Annotated in this window: 15 protein-coding genes; 4 read left to right on the forward strand and 11 right to left on the reverse strand. The window is 47.4% G+C overall.

Annotated elements, in window-relative coordinates; all coding sequences use genetic code 11:
* Positions 1-55 precede the first annotated feature (55 nt).
* Positions 56-1,645, forward strand: coding sequence for a peptide chain release factor 3 (gene prfC, locus CWE13_RS04750; RefSeq protein ID WP_126806398.1), 1,590 nt, complete (start codon positions 56-58; stop codon positions 1,643-1,645).
* Between the two features lie 223 nt (positions 1,646-1,868).
* On the opposite strand, the gene CWE13_RS04755 is transcribed toward prfC, so the two are convergent.
* The 3 genes from CWE13_RS04755 to CWE13_RS04765 all read right to left on the reverse strand — a co-directional run bounded on the left by CWE13_RS04755 (position 1,869) and on the right by CWE13_RS04765 (position 3,791).
* Positions 1,869-2,597 (reverse strand): transposase, encoded by a 729-nt coding sequence (locus tag CWE13_RS04755; protein ID WP_126806400.1) that lies wholly within the window; start codon positions 2,595-2,597, stop codon positions 1,869-1,871.
* A gap of 243 nt (positions 2,598-2,840) precedes the next feature.
* Positions 2,841-3,323, reverse strand: a complete 483-nt coding sequence (gene rimI, locus CWE13_RS04760; RefSeq protein WP_126806401.1) for a ribosomal protein S18-alanine N-acetyltransferase — start codon at positions 3,321-3,323, stop codon at positions 2,841-2,843.
* Between the two features lie 9 nt (positions 3,324-3,332).
* On the reverse strand, positions 3,333-3,791 hold the full coding sequence (locus tag CWE13_RS04765) for a hypothetical protein (protein WP_126806403.1): 459 nt from the start codon (positions 3,789-3,791) through the stop codon (positions 3,333-3,335).
* 202 nt (positions 3,792-3,993) lie between these two features.
* Between CWE13_RS04765 and CWE13_RS04770 the strand changes: the two genes are divergently transcribed.
* From CWE13_RS04770 to CWE13_RS12560, 3 genes are all read left to right on the forward strand, one after another.
* Positions 3,994-4,695 (forward strand): YjbF family lipoprotein, encoded by a 702-nt coding sequence (locus tag CWE13_RS04770; RefSeq protein WP_126806405.1) that lies wholly within the window; start codon positions 3,994-3,996, stop codon positions 4,693-4,695.
* The gene (locus CWE13_RS04775) at positions 4,688-7,918 is read left to right on the forward strand and encodes a YjbH domain-containing protein (protein WP_126806407.1); all 3,231 of its coding nucleotides are present in this window, start codon (positions 4,688-4,690) and stop codon (positions 7,916-7,918) included. Before CWE13_RS04770 ends, CWE13_RS04775 begins: the two co-directional genes overlap by 8 nt.
* A gap of 170 nt (positions 7,919-8,088) precedes the next feature.
* Entirely contained in the window at positions 8,089-8,529 is a 441-nt protein-coding gene (locus CWE13_RS12560; protein ID WP_198677892.1) for a hypothetical protein, read from the forward strand.
* 160 nt (positions 8,530-8,689) lie between these two features.
* Here the strand turns inward: CWE13_RS12560 and CWE13_RS04785 are convergent, their stop codons facing one another.
* The 8 genes from CWE13_RS04785 to wecB form a co-directional block, all read right to left on the reverse strand.
* The gene (locus CWE13_RS04785) at positions 8,690-9,742 is read right to left on the reverse strand and encodes an NAD-dependent epimerase (RefSeq protein ID WP_126806409.1); all 1,053 of its coding nucleotides are present in this window, start codon (positions 9,740-9,742) and stop codon (positions 8,690-8,692) included.
* Between the two features lie 20 nt (positions 9,743-9,762).
* The gene (locus CWE13_RS04790; RefSeq protein WP_126806411.1) at positions 9,763-11,667 is read right to left on the reverse strand and encodes a polysaccharide biosynthesis protein; all 1,905 of its coding nucleotides are present in this window, start codon (positions 11,665-11,667) and stop codon (positions 9,763-9,765) included.
* An 80-nt stretch (positions 11,668-11,747) separates the two neighbouring features.
* Positions 11,748-12,989: a DegT/DnrJ/EryC1/StrS family aminotransferase gene (locus CWE13_RS04795; RefSeq protein WP_126806412.1), complete on the reverse strand. Its 1,242-nt coding sequence runs from the start codon at positions 12,987-12,989 to the stop codon at positions 11,748-11,750.
* Positions 12,990-12,994: 5 nt separating this feature from the next.
* Entirely contained in the window at positions 12,995-13,636 is a 642-nt protein-coding gene (locus tag CWE13_RS04800) for an acetyltransferase (protein ID WP_126806414.1), read from the reverse strand.
* Entirely contained in the window at positions 13,633-14,244 is a 612-nt protein-coding gene (locus CWE13_RS04805; protein ID WP_126806416.1) for a sugar transferase, read from the reverse strand. The genes CWE13_RS04800 and CWE13_RS04805 overlap by 4 nt, the downstream gene beginning before the upstream one ends.
* A complete protein-coding gene (locus tag CWE13_RS04810; RefSeq protein WP_126807313.1) occupies positions 14,241-15,461 on the reverse strand; it encodes a glycosyltransferase family 4 protein in 1,221 nt (406 codons plus the stop codon). Before CWE13_RS04810 ends, CWE13_RS04805 begins: the two co-directional genes overlap by 4 nt.
* Positions 15,458-17,161: a heparinase II/III family protein gene (locus CWE13_RS04815; protein ID WP_126806418.1), complete on the reverse strand. Its 1,704-nt coding sequence runs from the start codon at positions 17,159-17,161 to the stop codon at positions 15,458-15,460. Before CWE13_RS04815 ends, CWE13_RS04810 begins: the two co-directional genes overlap by 4 nt.
* A gap of 135 nt (positions 17,162-17,296) precedes the next feature.
* Positions 17,297-18,433, reverse strand: a complete 1,137-nt coding sequence (gene wecB / locus CWE13_RS04820) for a non-hydrolyzing UDP-N-acetylglucosamine 2-epimerase (protein WP_126806419.1) — start codon at positions 18,431-18,433, stop codon at positions 17,297-17,299.
* Positions 18,434-18,439 lie beyond the last annotated feature (6 nt).

An 18,439-nucleotide genomic window follows, 5' to 3' on the forward strand; every position in this document is an offset into this window, starting at 1 on the left:
CAGAAAAAAGCCACTTTTAGCCAGTAAAAACAGATAATTAAGAAAAGTTGGGTGCATGTCGAAGCAAAGCTTAATCAATGAAATAAATATGCGAAGAACCTTCGCCATCATTTCTCACCCCGATGCGGGTAAAACCACTATTACCGAAAAGGTATTGCTGCACGGGCAAAAAATCCAAAAAGCCGGCACGGTAAAAGGTAAAAAATCGGGTCAGCATGCCAAATCAGATTGGATGGAAATGGAGAAGGAACGGGGCATCTCGGTGACCACATCGGTAATGCAGTTCCCGTATCGCGATTCATTGGTAAACCTGCTCGATACCCCTGGCCACGAAGATTTCTCGGAAGATACCTACCGCACGCTTACCGCGGTGGATTCTTGTTTAATGGTAATCGATGCCGCCAAAGGTGTTGAGGAACGGACCATTAAATTGATGGACGTTACGCGCCTGCGCGATACTCCTATTCTTACTTTCGTGAACAAGCTCGATCGCGATATTCGGGATCCGTTGGAATTGCTTGATGAAGTTGAAGATGTTTTAAAAATTATGTGCGCCCCGATTACTTGGCCAATCGGCCAAGGCAAGAACTTCAAAGGGGTTTATCACATTGCGCGTGATGAAATTATTTTCTACAAATCAGGCCAGGGCCACCGCATTCAGGAAGTGGATATCATTAAAGGTATCGATAACCCAGAGCTCGATAAGCGCATTGGCGGCTATGCCGATGAGCTGCGCGATGAAATTAATTTGGTAAAAGGCGCTTCGAACGAATTTGATTTGGAGCTGTTTTTAGCCGGTGAACTGACGCCCGTATTTTTCGGTACCGCGCTTGGTAATTTCGGTGTTGATCACATGCTCGATGGCCTTGTGGAATGGGCGCCAACGCCGATGGGCCGGAATACGGATAAAGAAGAGTTTGTTGACGCGGCGAATGAGAAGTTTTCAGGCTTTGTATTTAAAATTCAGGCAAATATGGATCCGCGCCACCGCGATCGGGTTGCTTTCATGCGCATTGTTTCTGGTAAGTACGAGCAAGGCATGAAGATGAAGCATGTGCGCCTTGGCAAAGAGGTGCGGATTGCGGATGCACTCACTTTTGTTGCCGGTGATCGTGAGCACGTAGATGAAGCGTGGCCGGGCGATATTATTGGTTTGCATAACCACGGGACGATTCAAATTGGGGATACGTTCACATGGGGCGATGAATTCAAATTCACCGGCATTCCAAACTTTGCGCCTGAGTTATTCCGCCGTATTCGTTTAAAAGATCCGTTAAAGCAAAAACAATTATTGAAGGGTTTGGTGCAGCTTTCAGAAGAAGGTGCGGTACAGGTGTTCCGTCCGTTGGCTTCAAACGATTTAATTGTGGGTGCCGTGGGTATGCTGCAGTTTGATGTGGTTGTGCACCGCTTGCGCGCTGAGTACAAGGTAGAAGCGATTTACGAAAACATTCAGGTTGCTACTGCGCGCTGGGTATATTGCGATGACGCCAAGAAATTCGAAGAGTTTCAACGCAAAGCGCAACACAACCTCTCCATCGACGGCGGTAATGCACTAGCCTACATAGCGCCCACCATGGCGAATTTATCGCTCACGCAAGAACGCTTCCCGGAGATTACGTTTACGCACACCAAGGAAGTTTAGAAGATGGGGTCGTTGTCCCCAAACTCTGGCACCTAGACCTCGAGAAAATGGGGTCGTTGTCCCCAAACTCTGGCACTTAAGGATTTTGTAAGAACGGTTGATATTCGTGTTTTCAAGGAGTTAAGCGCCAATAGAGTAGGGGCAGTGTCCTCATGCTCTGGCACTTAAGCTCGATGAAGATGGGGTCGTTGTCCCAAAGCTCTGGCACTTAAGGATTAAGATCCTAAACTTTTAAATCCTCAGATATATTCTCTGCGACGGCGCAGTATTCAGGCGAAACTTTCCGTTTTCTGTGGCACTCAAAAGATACCCCGGTTAAATCAGAAAGCCGCTTCAAAAACGCCTCGTCACCTAACGCGCCGTTGCTCATAGTGGCACTTCGAATATCCTCTAAAAATTCAGAAGAGCAATCAAAGGAAAACAAACGACGATACTCGGAACGCCGTTCCTGGTCATTTTTTCCGAGTGCTAAATAATCGGGATGAGGCGTGCAAATACTGGAAGGCACGCCACGAGCATTGGTGGCATAGCTAGACCAGTGGAAATCTCCGGCTCGGGCCACTAACCCTGCCTTCACGGGGTTTTGTTCAATGTATTTGTACAAATTTAGGGAATGTTTCGCGCTTTGCACCATTGCTGAATAATAGCGTCCTTCCCAAAGAGTTCCGGTTCGCCCGTGGCGCTTGTTGAAATAGCGCGTATATCGGCTGCAGAGTATTTGAATAAATCGTGATATTCCCCATTTGTGTTCTGATGTGCAATAGAAGTGAAAGTGGTTGGACATCAATACCCAAGCGTGAATTTTTACATCAAACTCAACCAAGTATTCAATCAGATAGCTTACAAAAACTGAACGATCACTATCGTCTTTAAACGTAATCTGCCGATTATTTCCTCTTTGAATTACATGCGCACCGATTCCAGGCACGTATGCTCGCCGTCTCCGTGGCATAGTTTCCTCCTCGCTCTGAAATTGGGGTCGTTGAGGCGATACTATGGCACTTAAGGATGTTAACCTTCGGGGGACGAGTATCGCCTCAACGACACCACCTTCTTTCGAGTGTAGAGCATTGATTTATCTAAACTAGTAAGTTAAGCGATAGCCACACAAGATGCTTAGGTGCCAGGTTAGAAGGACAACGACCCCATTCTAAGCTCGGCTTAAGTGCCATAGCTTAAAGACAACGACCCCAGTTTATTCGAGGGCCATCACTACGGCGTCTTCGCGAGGGTTTCCCGCGCGAGCGGGTTGGTAGTAGCCGGGGCGGCGGCCTATTTCGGTAAATCCCAAAGATTTATACATCGCGATAGCAGTTTTATTGCCTTCGCGCACTTCAAGGAAAACGCGCCATTGCTGCGCACCCTTCTCATCGCAGGCATAATCAATAATATCCTGCATCAACATGCGCCCAAAGCCTTTGCCACGATATTCAGGTGCAATGGCAATATTCATTAGGCTCAGTTCATCCAGCACCTTATGCACCACAGAATATCCAATCATCCGCGTTACGCCATCCGAAATCAGGTATAGCCCCACTACCCGATAGCCACCGCCAAAACAAAGCCCAAAAACCTGCCCACTCCAAGGCACCGCATGTGCTTGTTTCTCAATTTGCATCATGTCCGGCGTCAGGCGCTCAATATCAGCAATAAATACCCGCTGCGTTTTCTCTGTCATCTATGCCTCTCAGTTCAAGGCTGGCTTTAACTTCGCCCAAAGTGCCTGTTTTTGCTCCGAGTTCAACGCATCACGCGCATACTCACCGCAATCTATAACTCCCTTATCGGCAGGCGCATGAGAAACTTGCACCGGCCGCCCGCCCACAAAAGAAGATAAATCCCGCAACCAATCGAAACTCGCAGCCGGGATATCGGAAGAAAACTGCAAAATCCACGGGCCCAAACGATAAAAAACGGGTGGTAAAGAAACATTTTCATCATCTTTACCATTGAGTTCAGGCGCCGTTACCGCTCCCTCTTCGCTTGGTATCTCAGACGCTAAAGTGCCAGAGCTTTTGCTCACTGACCCCAATTTTTCCGGCGCTGAGATCGCTAAAGTGCCAGAGCTCATGCTCACTGACCCCATCTTCTCGTACACCGGGATGCCGAGCGCGGCCAAGCACTCGCGCTGTTGCTTTGTCCACATTCAAAAAGCCCCTTTCAGAAATAAACACACGTCACCAATGCCTCGATAGTAAACCGATTCCGCAAACCCTGCAAAACCAGCAAACAAATAAGTTCCCGCGTTGCGGAGCTACCCCACGAGGGATATACTGCAAGCCATACCGTCAATTATCGCTGGCTACACAACGGAGAAAATTAGCTTGAAGAAAATCAAGGGATTAGTAATGGCAGCAGGCCTCTTAATATTGCCAACACTCACCGCCTGCACTTCAGCCTATCAAGATTTCTACGATTCAGTAGAATATGCACTCGAAAGCTACAAAGCAGAAGATGTGGTTTTGAGCGCCGAAGCTATCGAAGAATTCCCCTATTCCGGGCTATATATCCGCCGTGGCGATAACCGCCAAGCATTAATTGTCCTAGGCTTTATCGATCGCGAAGCAGGCCGCCGGCAGCACAGCTGGATCAGCGCCGATAACATCACCATCGTTACCGAAAATGGCCGTATCATCAAAACCATCGGCCAAACCGAAGCCATATCCAGTAGCGAACTTGGCAATCACGATATCCTCGCCATCAGCAATCGCGATAAAGATCCACTCCACTGCATCATCTTAGAACGTCAGCAGTGCCCAACAACATACAGCCGCGAAATCGATTACCTCGATCGCAACCGCGCCCGCAGCACATACGCTGAATCCACCTTCAATGTATCAGCGGAACAACAAACCATCACGCTCCCGCGCGGAGAACGCAACGTCTACCACGTTACCGAAACCGGAACATTCAGCCCCAGCGGCAAAACCTTTCAAAACGAATTTTGGCTCGAAGCCGATGGCCACGTAGTGCGCAGCATCCAGCACCTCACGCCCGGCGAGAAACCAATAATGCTCGAACAAGTAAAGTGGGTGGGCCGCGATGAGTAACCTAACAAAGCACGCCGCAAAAACCCTGAAAAGCACCCAAAAAACAAAGAATGAATCAATGAAGAAAACAGCGTCAGCGATAAAGCCAAAATTTCTCAAGCCATCAGCGCTCGCCAAAGCCGTAGCGTTCGCACTGGCCGTAGCCCCAATGGCACACGCTACCACTGCGCCCACTGCAAACACAGCCAATAGTTTAGTATCGATACAAGCCTCATCGGCGTCCGAAGCGCACCTATCGATTACATTAGAAGAGCCAACGCGCTTACTAACCGTGCTTGATTCAGCCATCAATGAAAACCGCGTTAGCCACGAAATCTATTGGCCAAGCGCCCGCATTATCGCCAACGATCGCACTATTGAAATACGCGAGCTACGGGCAAATATTTTCAACCAATTAGCACAGTTACCGAACGAAATCGCAAGCCCACTGCGCGAGCAAATAAATAGCTGGAAGTTAGGCTATCAGCCTTATGGCGCTATCAATCGCTATCAGGCACGGCTCGATATAAACCACAACCCACTATTGCCAGCGGGCAACTACACCCTAGTGTTGCCAAAACGCCCCGACAACGTATATCTCTACGGCTTTACAAACACCCCAGGGGCGCAGCCATTTGTTGCTGGCACCAGCGTGCGTCATTTTATGTCGCAGCAAAGCCAGAACGAAGCCTTGCTCCCAAGCGCCAACCGCGGCCACGTTCTGCTTACCCGTAACGATACCCATGCGAAATTACCGTGGGCAGCACACAATGCTGGCGGCCAACAACTACTACCGGGCGATATCCTATTCGTTGGCCTACGCGAGGCCTCAGCCGGCGGATTACTTCCATTTGGCAAACTCGAAGGCGTGCTTAGCGCACAAGATACCGCAAAACTCGAAGATAACATTCAAGCCTTGCTGCGCCATGTAGTGCCGCCCGTGCAAACCGAACAACAAAGCGCACAAACCGTCAGCGCCCAACCGCAACACAACTGGCGAGCACTTGCACGCCCACTTCAGTTGCATGAAACCAATTGGGAACAACAAAACCAAGGCAGCCTCGAACCGTTTTTAACCGAGCACCCGCGCCGGCTAACCTTTAACAATTACGGCCACATCGGCCTTATCCAAATGCCAAGCGCCCGCAACGCGCCAGCCGGTGAATTCGCGCTCAGTTACAACGATATGAAGGAATATTACCGCTATACCGTATCGGTGCAGCTTTATGATTGGCTACAAGCCAGCGCGTTTTACGTGCGCATTCCAAACCGTTTATATAGCAACGATCCAAACTTCTCCGGTGATTCAATTTATACCGATAAAGGCTTCGATGTTAAATTCCGCCTATTCGAAGAAACCAACTATTGGCCCGAAGTGTCGGTAGGCCTGATTGATATGGCCGGTACCGGTGTTCTTAGTAGCGAGTATATCGCCGCTAGCAAAGCCGTTGGCCCCTTCGATTTTACCCTAGGCATAGGTTTTGGCCGCATGGGCACGGCTGATTCAATCAGCAACCCATTTTGCGAAGTGGTTAACGATTTCTGCACAAGAAACCTCGATCCCAATGATTTCTCGGGCCGCGGCGGTCAATTCGAAGCCGGTAACTGGTTCCGAGGTGATGCAGCACTATTTGCCGGTGTTGAATACCAAACCCCCATCGATAACTTACGCCTGAAAGTAGAATATGAAAGCAACGATTATTCACGCGATCTGGCAGGCGTCCCTATCGATCCGAAAACAGCATTTAACTTTGGTTTAAATTGGCAACTCAGTAACGTTATCGATTTATCGCTCAACTACGAGCGCGGCGATGTCCTCACATTCGGTTTTAATATCCGCTCTAACTTTAACCGCATGCCAACAATCAACATAAACCCGCCAAAACGTGATCCGGTTCTCGCCGATGCAGGCCAAGAACCACGGTATCCAGATATCGAAAACGTGAACTGGGCGCGCCTAGCGCAAAACATTAGAGCGCAACGCACATACGCCTACAGCGAAATTTATCTAAGCGCCTCTGAGAGCGAAACTGCCCCTGAAGGCGAAGCCAACGCGCTTAATAAAGTAACCGTATACACGCACCCTTCGCGCCTGCGCGATCCACAAGATAGGCTCGATCGTACCGCTCGCGTGCTCCTGGCCGAGTTACCTGAATCTATTAGCGAAATTGAAATTGTTGAGCAAACCAGCCGGCAACCGCTTATCGCCTACAGCTTCAACGCCGATGATTATCGCCGCCGTATCGCCAATGCCGATCCGGATGTGCGGCCGGATGAAGCCTGGGAATATATCGAACGCGTAGAACCTACCCCACGTCCTAAAGAGCCGGAAAATCCGGAAGAGTATGTATATACCACACCAAATACCGACGATTGGGCACTGAAATATCCAGAGCAAAAGCTCACGCCAAGCTGGGGTATATTGCCACTATTTGAACAAGGCTATGGCTCGCCAGAAACCTTTATGTTCTTCCAACTACAAGCGAATGTATTTGCGAATTTACAAGTGAACCGTAACTTCAGCCTACATAGCAGTGTTGGTGTAAACATTTATAACAACTACGATAAATTCAATTTCACCGTAGATAGCCTAGTAAACGATGTTCCCCGCGTGCGCACCTATGCACGGGAGTATATGCAAGCCGATGCATGGTTGAGCCGCCTACAAGCGAACTATTACAAAGCCTTAAGTAGTGAATGGCACGCCCAATTATATGGTGGCTACCTCGAACGTATGTTTGCAGGCGCTGGCGGCGAGATCTTGTATCGCCCGTTAAATAGTCCATTTGCCTACGGCCTCGACATCAATCGCGTGCGCCAACGCGATTTCAATGGTGGTTTCGGCTTCCGCGATTACGAAGTTACCACGGGCTTTGCATCACTCTACTATGATGTTGGCCAGCATATTCCAGCGATGGAAGGTGGTTTAATTACATTGAATGCAGGGCAATTCCTTGCTGGCGATAAAGGCGTAAAAGTGAATCTACAGCGGCGTTTCGATAGTGGTGTTGTCATTGGCGCCTTTGCTGCATTTACAAACTTATCTTCGGAAGAGTTCGGTGAAGGCTCCTTTAACAAAGGGTTCTTTATTAGCATACCGTTTGATTTGTTTAGTATTAATGCATCGCGCAGCCGCGTTGGTTTTGCGTGGAGCCCATTAACCCGTGATGGTGGCCAAATGCTGCATACTCGCGGTAGTTTGTGGCATCAAACCGATGAGCGCTCACCGTATTTTAATAAATAGATTCAATGGTTCAGTAATAAGGCAAGCATGGCAACGGTATTTTTGCGATAACCGTTGCTTAAAAAACAAGCCTTTAACATAAATTAACTTGCTTTTACCGCTAGATCTGTAATCATGGTGAGGCTTGTAGTTGTACAAGTAATACATGTATTAAGAGAAGGACGTTCGTAATGAAGAATACTGCTTTAGTATTATTAGGCGCCTTGCTACTTTCATCTGCCCCGGCCATGGCACAAGATGAAGGTGCTGCTGGTGCAGGCGCTGGTGGCGCTGCAGCAGGCGGTGTTGGCGCGATAGCTGGAGCGGCTGCGGCTGCGGCAGCTGCAGCGGCGGCAATTGCTGCTGGTAACAGCGGTGAAAACCCAGCTGATGAAGTTGAGTGTATCGAAGGCGTTGATTGCCCTCCAGGTAATGGTGGAACTACTCCTCCAGAAACAACTCCTCCAGAGACTACTCCACCGGAAACTACTCCGCCAGAGACTACTCCACCGGAAACTACTCCGCCAGAGACTACTCCGCCGGAAACTACTCCGCCAGAGACAACTCCACCGGAAACTGTTCCACCGGTTACTACTACCGTTAACACTACCACTGTTACCACAGGCGGCTAGTTTAACAACGTAGTACAAGAGTAAGATCAAAAACGGCGAGCTATTTAGCTCGCCGTTTTCTTTTGCAGGTTAGAAAAGATGGGGTCGTTGTCGGTGAGCTCTGGCACTTAAGCGTGAACGCGCTTAAGTGCCAGAGCTCACCGACAACGACCCCAATTTCTTACACCCCGTAAAACTCGCGGTACCAAGCCACAGTGCGGCGCATGCCTTCTTGCACGGTTGTACTCGGCGCATAATCCATATCACGCTCAAGATCGCTCACATCCGCATAAGTAGCCACTACATCACCTGGCTGTATCGGCAGAAACTCTTTTTGAATTTCCACACCCGCAGCGGCTTCCACCGCTTCAATAAACTCCAACAACTCTACCGTATTACTATTCCCAATATTGTAAATCTTATAAGGTGCCGAAGAACTCGAAGAATCCGGGTTTGCACCACTCCACTCAGGGTTCGCCGCACAAGGATTAAGAATAACCCGCACAACCCCTTCTACAATATCGTCGATATAGGTGAAATCACGCTTCATCTTGCCGTGGTTAAACACTTTAATGGTATCGCCGGCAAACGCTGCCTTAGTAAACAAGAACGGCGCCATATCTGGGCGCCCCCAAGGGCCATACACAGTAAAGAAACGCAAACCCGTACACTGCATGCCATATAAGTGCGCATAGGTGTGCGCCATCAACTCATTCGATTTCTTCGTTGCCGCATACAAGCTAATCGGATGATCAACATTGTGCGAAGTTGAAAACGGCATCGTTTCATTTAGGCCATACACCGAAGAACTCGAAGCAAAACTCAAGTTCTTAACACCGTTGTGCCGGCACGCTTCCAAAATATTCATAAAACCCACTACATTTGAATCAATGTAAGCATGGGGGTTTTGTAATGAATAGCGCACGCCAGCCTGCGCCGCCAAATTACACACCGCATCAAAACGCTCATCCGCAAACAACGAATCAAGCATTGCCTTATCTTCAAGCTGCAACTGCATAAAGCAATACTTGGAATACTTAGCCGATTGCACCAACTCGCCGTAAGCCACATCATCACGCGCAATACCCGATTCAGCTAAACGGCCAAATTTCAGGTTCACATCGTAGTAATCATTAATACTATCCAGCCCCACCACCTCGTGGCCGAGCTCAAGCAATTTAACTGCGGTATAAAAACCAACAAAACCGGCGGTGCCGGTTACTAAAATCTTCATTTCGCTTTAGTTTCCTAAAATTATTTCTTGCAGGCTTGCCAAACTAAATCAGAGATACCGTCGTTCGAGGTGAAGGCCAGTGGCGCATCTTGTAATAATTGGTGAACCGCATCAATACGAAACGCCCGGCAATCAGCATCGAGCTGATTCAACAACGCTTCCATCTCTGGCCATGATAAATCTATTTCACTCGCCGTACGAATACGCGGATGCTCGGTTTCACGCACGTTATCACCAATCAACAGCTCTTCATAAAGCTTTTCACCAGGGCGCAAACCGTTGTAGGTAATCTCAATGTCACCCGTTGGGTGATCCGCATCTTTAACCGATTTCCCCATCAACCGAATCAATTTGCGGGCAAGATCATTAATTTTAACCGGCTCGCCCATATCCAGAACAAACACCTCACCGCCGCGGCCTTTGTCACTGCAACTCATCGCACCAGCCTGAATCACTAACTGAGCCGCCTCGGGAATGGTCATAAAATACCGGGTTATATCTTTATTGGTAACCGTAACTGGGCCACCGGCCGCAATTTGCTCTCGAAACTTAGGAATAACCGAGCCAGAAGAACCCAGCACGTTACCAAAGCGCACCATACAAAAGCAGGTTTGATCTTGCCGCTTCGCAAGCGCCTGTAGCACTAGCTCAGATAACCGTTTGGTAGCGCCCATCACATTCGTAGGCCTCACCGCTTTATCGGTAGAAACTAATACAAAACTCTCAACCCCAGAACTAATCGCAGCTTCAGCAGTTCGCCAAGTGCCAAATACGTTATTGAAAATCGCTTCAACAACATTATATTCCACCATTGGCACGTGCTTATAAGCCGCTGCATGGTAAACCGTTTGCACCTTAAAGGCTTGCATCACAGCTTCTACCCGCACCCGGTTCTGGATGCTGCCCATAATTGGCACAATGGAAACACAGGAAATATTCTCGTGCCGACAAATGCGCTGTAAATCATTTTCAATGGCATATAACGTGAACTCGCTGAGTTCATATAAAACCAAGGTTTTCGGGTAATAGCGCAGAATTTGTCGGCAAAGCTCGGAACCAATCGATCCGCCCGCGCCAGTAACCATTACCACCTTGCCACGAATGTTTTTGTCCATTAAGTGCTCAAACGGTGGCACCGGATCGCGGCCCAGCAAATCTTCAACTTTCACTTCTTCTAACGTATCGATTTCGCGGCCGGAGATTAAATCATTCATACCCGGAATCGATTGCACCTGCACGGGTAGCGGCTCCAAGCGCTCTAAAATAGCCTTACGCTGTGCGCGCGTGGCCGAAGGCACGGCCAGCAGAATACGGGAAACGTGCTTGCTGGAAATAAGCGCCTCAATTTGCTGCTCAGGATAAACCGTTAATCCCAACATATTTGAACGATGCAGCGTTGTATCATCATCGATAAAGGCAACCGGCTGAAACTCAGCCGCATTATTCAATGCTTGGGCCAGTTGTCGGCCTGAAGCGCCGGCACCGTAAATCAACACGCGTTCACGCTCACGCATTTGCGAGCGCTGCACAATCGAGCGCACCAACATACGAGAGCCACCCACCAACAGCAGCGCCATCAGCGCATAACTTACAATGGCAATCGCGGGTATTTGCGCACTTAGCAAGCGGCTCAGCGAAAATAAAACCAGCGATGAAGACCCCACGCCAAGCCACACAACGGCTAGCGCCTTTTGGCCAATGTAACGGGTAATGGCACGGTAAAGCCGAAACTGCTGGAAAATAAGAATAGAAAGAAGGGTTGAACCGATTATCGCCGCCCACGTTTCGATATTGGGCGGAATATAAAACGTTTCATAGCGCACCGATAAGGCAAACCAAATCGAAAACAGCAAAAACCCGATATCGGTAATTACCGCTATCAGGTTTTTCTGGGCCCGAGAGAGGCCAAATATTCTTTTAAACATGGTACTCGATACCTTTTATCGATTAGGTTCTTGTTATGGAGCTTTTCTAAATTGCATTACGAATGTTAACAAGCACCAACTTACCGTTGCGCGAGGGCAAACACTTCGCGCATAACCGCACAGGTTTTTTCAATTTCAAAAGTTTGCAAGGTTGGGTGTACCAAAAACATTACCGAGGTTTCCCCGAGTTCCTTTGCCACCGGCAACGATTCAGCTGGGCGCCAACCGGTGTTATCAAACGCTTTTTCTAAATATACTTCCGAGCACGAACCTTGAAAACATGGCACTCCCCGCTGGTTAATTTCAGCCACAATACGATCTCGGTTCCAGCCATCGGCTAAATATTCTGGGTTAATAAACATATAGCACTTATATGCGCCGTGTGCGCAATTGGAGCCTTGTTCAGTTGCCGGTGAATTGCCAGATAAACAGGTATCACAGGTTTTGGGGCAAGTGCCTAGCTTGGTATCAGGAACACGAAGAAGTGAAAACTCGCGGCCTACTTGCCAAATAGCCTCAGCATTTTGTTGCCGCGCGGCTGTCCAATCGGCCATACGGCGCAATTGAATGCGGCCAATAGCGCCTTGCATCTCGAGCATACGCCAATTGGTGCCAAAGCTTTCATGCAGCCAGCGAAAACCCGGTGGGTGTTCACGCTCATAAACCGCTTCATAGCTTTTGCCGTGATCTTTATAGCTCCACATAGAGCGCCACAAAGCTTCATCGTTTGTGGTTACCATGCCGCCTTCGCCGCCGGTTGTCATAATCTTATCTTGGCAGAACGACCATGCCCCGATATGGCCAATGCTGCCTACAGAGCGGCCTTTATAGCGTGCGCCATGGGCTTGAGCGCAATCTTCGATTACATATAAGCCATGCTTTTCAGCAAGCGCCATGATTGGGTCCATATCCGCCGCGCGCCCAGCCAGATGCACTACAATAATAGCTTTCGTGCGTGGGGTTATTACTGGGGCAATCGTGTGCGCTTCAATGTTTTGCGAATCACGATCGACATCGGCAAAAATCGGTGTAGCACCGGCTGAAACTACAGTGGAAATTGATGCAATAAAGGTTCGCGGAGTAACTACTACTTCATCGCCTTCACCAACCCCCAGCGCTTTTAAGGCAACATCTAAAGCAAGCGTTCCATTCGCTAACGCGATAGCATGTTTTGCATCAGCCCAAGCAGCAAACTCTTTTTCAAACTCTCGGCATTCAGTGCCTGTCCAATAATTTACACGGTTTGATAAAACTACATTTTGAACAGCTTTGGCTTCTTCTTCAGAGAACGAAGGCCAAGGGGAAAATGGGGTGTTTAACATAGAAATTAAGAATCCTTACCGGGTTTACCGTTTGTTAAAGGCTTTGCTGGGTTTCCCGCAACCCTTTGATCATCTGAAATATTACGAATAACAACTGAACCAGCGCCGATAGTGACGTTCTCGCCGATTTGAATGAGCTGAATAATTGAACTTCCAATCCCTACCCAACTACCTCTCCCAATTATCACTCCACCAGCGATCGCGGCATTTGGGCAAACGTGGGAGAAATCGCCAATAACACAATCATGCTCAACAACGGCACCCGTATTAATAATTACGCCGTCGCCAATCTTGCTGTCGGCGTTGATAACCGCGTTTGCCATTACCACAGTTCCGCGCCCCAAAGTTGCAGTGCTACTCACCACAGCGGAAGGATGTACCAACGGGGGTGCTATACACGCCAACTGATTTTGTATCTTGGCCCTTATCGAGGGATTGCCAATAGTAACTATCGCTGCATCAAAATCGAATGCCGATTTGCCCGTAATCGCTCCGGCTACATCACCAACCACAGGATACTCGCCCAAGGTTTTTATCTCTTGCCATCGATCATCAAAGCACACGATATCCGATATACCATTTGCTTTGGCGATATCGGCAACTACTTTACCGTGCCCACTGGCACCAAGAATCGCTAAACGCTTCATGATTTATCTGGGCCTTTTGTATCGGAGCCTTTAAATTTTTCCATAGTTACGTGACCATCAGATGAAATGCCTTCGCGCACAAACACTTTCTTAATGGTCAGTAGTAATATTTTAATATCAAGCCAGAACGAACGATTGTCCACATACCAAACATCATACTCAAATTTCTGCTCCCAACTGATAGCGTTTCTCCCATTCACTTGGGCCCAACCCGTGATTCCAGGGCGAACCTCATGACGGCGAGCTTGCTCAGCCGAATACAAAGGCAAATATTCCATCAGTAATGGGCGCGGCCCCACTAAGCTCATATCGCCTTTTAAAACATTCCACAATCCAGGGAGTTCATCTAAACTGCTAGCGCGTAAGAAAGCACCAAATTTAGTAAGGCGCTCAGAATCAGGTAATGGATTGCCTTTCTCATCATACGCATCGCGCATGGTACGGAACTTAAACATATTAAATGGCTTACCGGTTAGCCCTGGGCGAGTTTGAGAAAATAAAACCGGACGTCCATGGAAGGCTACCACCAAGATCGAAATCAGAACTAGTGCTGGTAACAGAAGGGCTATACCTAAAAATGAAGCAAAAATATCAATAAATCGTTTCATCGTCGCATTGCGCCAAGTACCCAGTCACACCATTGTAACGATAATTTCGAACGTTCAAACTCTGTTTGGGCTAGTGCAAACGCATTTTGGCCTTTTTCAGCCAAAGCTCTGCGATTGTCCGCACAAAATTCTAAAGCATCAGCAAATGCCTTTTTGTTATCAGGTTCTACCGCGACACCTAGATCATATTTGCCAATCAAATTAGCTAACCATCCCGGGTAGTTATTAACTACCGGCAGGCCTGCTGAAATATAATCAAAAAACTTGTTTGGTGACGTGCCGTAGTAAAAAGCGGGTACATTTGCGAGAACCTGCAGGCCAACGTCAGCAGACGCCATCAAGCCGACAAGTTGATTTTTAGGCACTGGGTCGCAAAATATTAAATTGGATAAATTAAGTTCACTCGCACGATATTGTAAATCTGGCTTTAACTTACCATCGCCAATAAGCACGATTTTGATATCGTTGCGCCCTCTTTTCTCTAACTCACCAGCAGCATCTAAAACAGAATCCAATCCATTTGCTTGTCCATGAGTGCCAGTAAAGATTGCTAAGAAATCACTTTCAGATACGCCGTTTGGCCTCCATGGAGTTTCATTCTGCGAGAAAATATCAACATCGCAACCATTCGGGATCATTTCAATGCGATCACGTTTAACGCCACATGCTGCAATGCCATCTACAATCCCTGGGGATAATCCTATACAACGAGTTGCAGAGCGGTAGCTAATCCACTCAAGTACCGACATCCCCCACAGCACCAGCGGGTTTGTAATAACACCCATAGCTTTTGGGAGTTCAGGCCACAAATCACGCACTTCAAAAACAAATGGTTTACGTCTCAACCAACGAGCAAAAATACCCGGTATTCCTGCAGTCAGCGGCGTTGTTGTAGCGAAAATAACATCATAATCATGTCGTAATGCTATACCTATGCTCTTCAGTGCAAACTTCAAAAAGATTGCTGTGCGCTTTAAAAAACCATCAATGTTAGAATAAGCTAGGTCGAACTCTATAACATCAATTCCATCGACATTACCTACACGCTTCCCATTAGCAAAGATCGAATGTAACCCGGTGTTCCCACCCCCGTAACTCCCACAAACCATAGTTACTTGATGCCCTTCCTCAACCAATTTTTTTGCCATTTGGTATGAGCGAATGCCTGAAGAGCCTTTTGGGGTAGAAAAATGTTGATGGAAATATAAAACTTTCATAGCGCCCAAAAGTACTCCATAGTGAGGCTTCCTTCTTGATGTAATTCAACTTCTAAAACCGGTACGGTCGTTTTTTTAAAATAATACCGTGATTCCCATCCACTAACTAAACGAACACTAACGATGGGCACATCCGCACTTACTCTAATTAAGTGTTCACCGTCACTGATTTCGGAACCTTTAATAGCCCAAGCTCGCTGAGGGTTTAATCTGTATCTTGCTACGGCTATTTTATCAAAACCGCTAACAGTATCGGTAATGGTTAGTAGCGATTCGCCAAGCATAACTTGCCTTTTATGTTGACCACTCCACGCGTCGCAATAAGCGGCAACAAAGCTAACACTCTTTTTATTTGATTTATTCAACTCAACAAATTTAGCGTCTGGCCATGCACCCAATAAGAAGCGTCCAACGCGAGGCATCTGCTCTCGCGTGTCAAACTGAATGCTGTTGTGTGCAACAACGCTAGGGAAATAACTCTGCCATGGCTCTTCACAGTTGTAACTGTATGAGCCTGCATCTCTTAGAAGGTTTTCCTGCCCCAACCAGAAATCAACATGGAGCAAATCATTTTGCCCTGCGCGAAATTTAAAGCGAGGGTAACGAATCACTGCTCTCGCTTTCGCATTAGCGAGTAACGCATAGCCCCCATCGTCAAAAAGATTGTGGTGTGGTATGTCAAAGCACTTTGCAGGTCTCTCCAAATCAAACCACTGCAATATAGCGAAGTTAGTTGATGGACTATCCGCTAACTGGCTTGGGATTGCTTGAAAAAACACGGTGCTCGCGAGTAAAACAGACGAACGATAATCTCGATAATCCGAGTGGGTAAGAGGGATTAATCGCGCTCCATCATTCGCACCAATATTCGGCACATCACCAGATTCCGGATCAACTAATGCCGACAACCAGAACGTCGCAGCTCGCGCCTTGTGATGAAAACTGTCACTAAATTTTGTATCGCCAAACCATGCTCGTACCAGTTCAGATAAGCACAGGGTATCGAGCATGAGTCGGTGATAATTCACTGAATATTGACTGAAAGAGCCATCATTTTCTATGAGCTTCTTTGCTCTATTTTCGAGCCATTTTTTACCTAATAGAGCCCAATCTTTGCCCTGCTTTACTCCATTGTTCTTTAAAAATAATCCTCCAGCATACATAGCAGCCGCTTCTGATGTCCCATGGTTATTATCTTGGGCCATGGCATAGCTCAATGTGGGTGCAATTCTTTGCAAATGAACTTGAATCAGGTCAACGAGTCCTTGTTCTGCATTATCCAGGTTGTCCAGAATGTGTGCCGCAGTAATCAAGTGAAGTACTCGAATAGATGCTTCTTGGCCGCATTTCCAGTTCACTCCTTGGTATGGCGGATTGTTATGAATCCAGTTTTGCAACCATAGCTCAAGCTTGCCGGAAGATACTTTATCTCCCGTAGAAGCTTGTTGAGCTAATTTGAGAAGCCAGTCAAACCGGGACAGCTCCCAAATCTGTTTGATGTCCCCAACATTCAAGCTGAAGTCAGGAATTTGCCACCACTCACTTGAGCCTGTATTTATTTTCTTTTGTGTAAAAGGGCTTTTAAACCAATCCGGCGGAGTCGACCTGGCAAGTGAGAATCGGTAGTGACCGAACAAGTAAATTACGTCGAGATCGCTTTTGGTCTCTACGTTAATACTATTACGTACATCGAAGTCCACGTGAAAAAAAGCCCGCTAGGAGGAGCCGCTTTCAGACGCCGAACCGGATTCAAACCAGATTTGATACCTACACGGTACCAAAAAACTTGCCAAATATTGATTAACCCGAGCCGCCAATAAGTCTTAACTTTTAAACTAAGATTGTTCACGTAAATACTCAGCAATCCGACTACACGCCCGACCATCACCATAAGGATTGTGAGCACGTGACATCTCTGCATATGCAACGTTGTTTGAAAGTAAATTTGAAACCTCGAAGACAATACGCTCAACAGACGTACCTACAAGTTTAACTGTCCCTGCATCTACTGCTTCTGGTCGCTCGGTAGTATCGCGCATCACAAGAACCGGTTTACCAAGCCCGGGCGCTTCTTCTTGCACGCCACCGCTGTCAGTAAGCACTAAGTAACTCTGTTGCATTAAATGAACAAAGGGCTCATAGCCAAGCGGTTCAATTAAATGAACATTCTCAAGACCAGCCAGTAAAGTTTTTACAGGCTTTTGTACATTAGGATTTAAATGCACCGGATAAACGAAATGCACATCAGGGTGGCGTGTTGCTAACTCTCGCAACGCTTGACAGATATTTTCAAATCCTTGACCAAAATTCTCGCGGCGATGCCCAGTAATCAAAACTAGTTTCTGATTTGATAGATCAACACTTAGGCCCGCACGTAATAACTGGCCTTGAATAGAATGTTGTAGCTCAACATCACTTCCAATTTTATCAATAACCCAATGTAGTGCATCAATGACCGTATTGCCCGTGACTACAATGACATCGTCCTGCACCTGTTCACGAAGCAAATCCTTGCGATTACGCTCGGTTGGTGCAAAGTGCCACTTGGCCAATCTCCCTGTCAACTGACGATTTGCTTCTTCGGGCCAAGGTGAATAAAGGTCGTGCGTACGCAGCCCCGCTTCAACATGACCAACAGGAATCTGAGCATAGAACGCTGCTAGAGTTGCAGCAAAGGTTGTTGCAGTGTCACCATGTACTAAAATCACATCAGGTTTAGCATCACGGAAAACATCGCGTAATCCGAGTAATACCTTTGAAGTTACATCGTATAAATCCTGCCCGGCTTTCATCAAATTCAGATCATAATCTGGAACAATTTCAAATAAATTCAAAACTTGATCCAACATTTCACGATGTTGCGCAGTTACGGCAACGACTACCGAAAACTTTTCGTCAGCCTGCAAAGCTTTGACAAGCGGTGCCATTTTAATCGCTTCTGGTCGAGTGCCAAATGCCAGCAAAACCTTCATTATTCT

Source organism: Aliidiomarina shirensis (assembly GCF_003987345.1).
Taxonomy (GTDB): Bacteria; Pseudomonadota; Gammaproteobacteria; order Enterobacterales; family Alteromonadaceae; genus Aliidiomarina; species Aliidiomarina shirensis.

What these genes read in the sequence shown, in the direction of transcription:
- prfC (WP_126806398.1), top strand. Translation starts at nt 56, where the DNA reads ATGTCGAAGCAAAGCTTAATCAATGAAATAAATATGCGAAGAACCTTC.
- CWE13_RS04755 (WP_126806400.1), bottom strand. Translation starts at nt 2,597, where the DNA reads ATGCCACGGAGACGGCGAGCATACGTGCCTGGAATCGGTGCGCATGTA.
- rimI (WP_126806401.1), bottom strand. Translation starts at nt 3,323, where the DNA reads ATGACAGAGAAAACGCAGCGGGTATTTATTGCTGATATTGAGCGCCTG.
- CWE13_RS04765 (WP_126806403.1), bottom strand. Translation starts at nt 3,791, where the DNA reads ATGTGGACAAAGCAACAGCGCGAGTGCTTGGCCGCGCTCGGCATCCCG.
- CWE13_RS04770 (WP_126806405.1), top strand. Translation starts at nt 3,994, where the DNA reads ATGGCAGCAGGCCTCTTAATATTGCCAACACTCACCGCCTGCACTTCA.
- CWE13_RS04775 (WP_126806407.1), top strand. Translation starts at nt 4,688, where the DNA reads ATGAGTAACCTAACAAAGCACGCCGCAAAAACCCTGAAAAGCACCCAA.
- CWE13_RS12560 (WP_198677892.1), top strand. Translation starts at nt 8,089, where the DNA reads ATGAAGAATACTGCTTTAGTATTATTAGGCGCCTTGCTACTTTCATCT.
- CWE13_RS04785 (WP_126806409.1), bottom strand. Translation starts at nt 9,742, where the DNA reads ATGAAGATTTTAGTAACCGGCACCGCCGGTTTTGTTGGTTTTTATACC.
- CWE13_RS04790 (WP_126806411.1), bottom strand. Translation starts at nt 11,667, where the DNA reads ATGTTTAAAAGAATATTTGGCCTCTCTCGGGCCCAGAAAAACCTGATA.
- CWE13_RS04795 (WP_126806412.1), bottom strand. Translation starts at nt 12,989, where the DNA reads ATGTTAAACACCCCATTTTCCCCTTGGCCTTCGTTCTCTGAAGAAGAA.
- CWE13_RS04800 (WP_126806414.1), bottom strand. Translation starts at nt 13,636, where the DNA reads ATGAAGCGTTTAGCGATTCTTGGTGCCAGTGGGCACGGTAAAGTAGTT.
- CWE13_RS04805 (WP_126806416.1), bottom strand. Translation starts at nt 14,244, where the DNA reads ATGAAACGATTTATTGATATTTTTGCTTCATTTTTAGGTATAGCCCTT.
- CWE13_RS04810 (WP_126807313.1), bottom strand. Translation starts at nt 15,461, where the DNA reads ATGAAAGTTTTATATTTCCATCAACATTTTTCTACCCCAAAAGGCTCT.
- wecB (WP_126806419.1), bottom strand. Translation starts at nt 18,433, where the DNA reads ATGAAGGTTTTGCTGGCATTTGGCACTCGACCAGAAGCGATTAAAATG.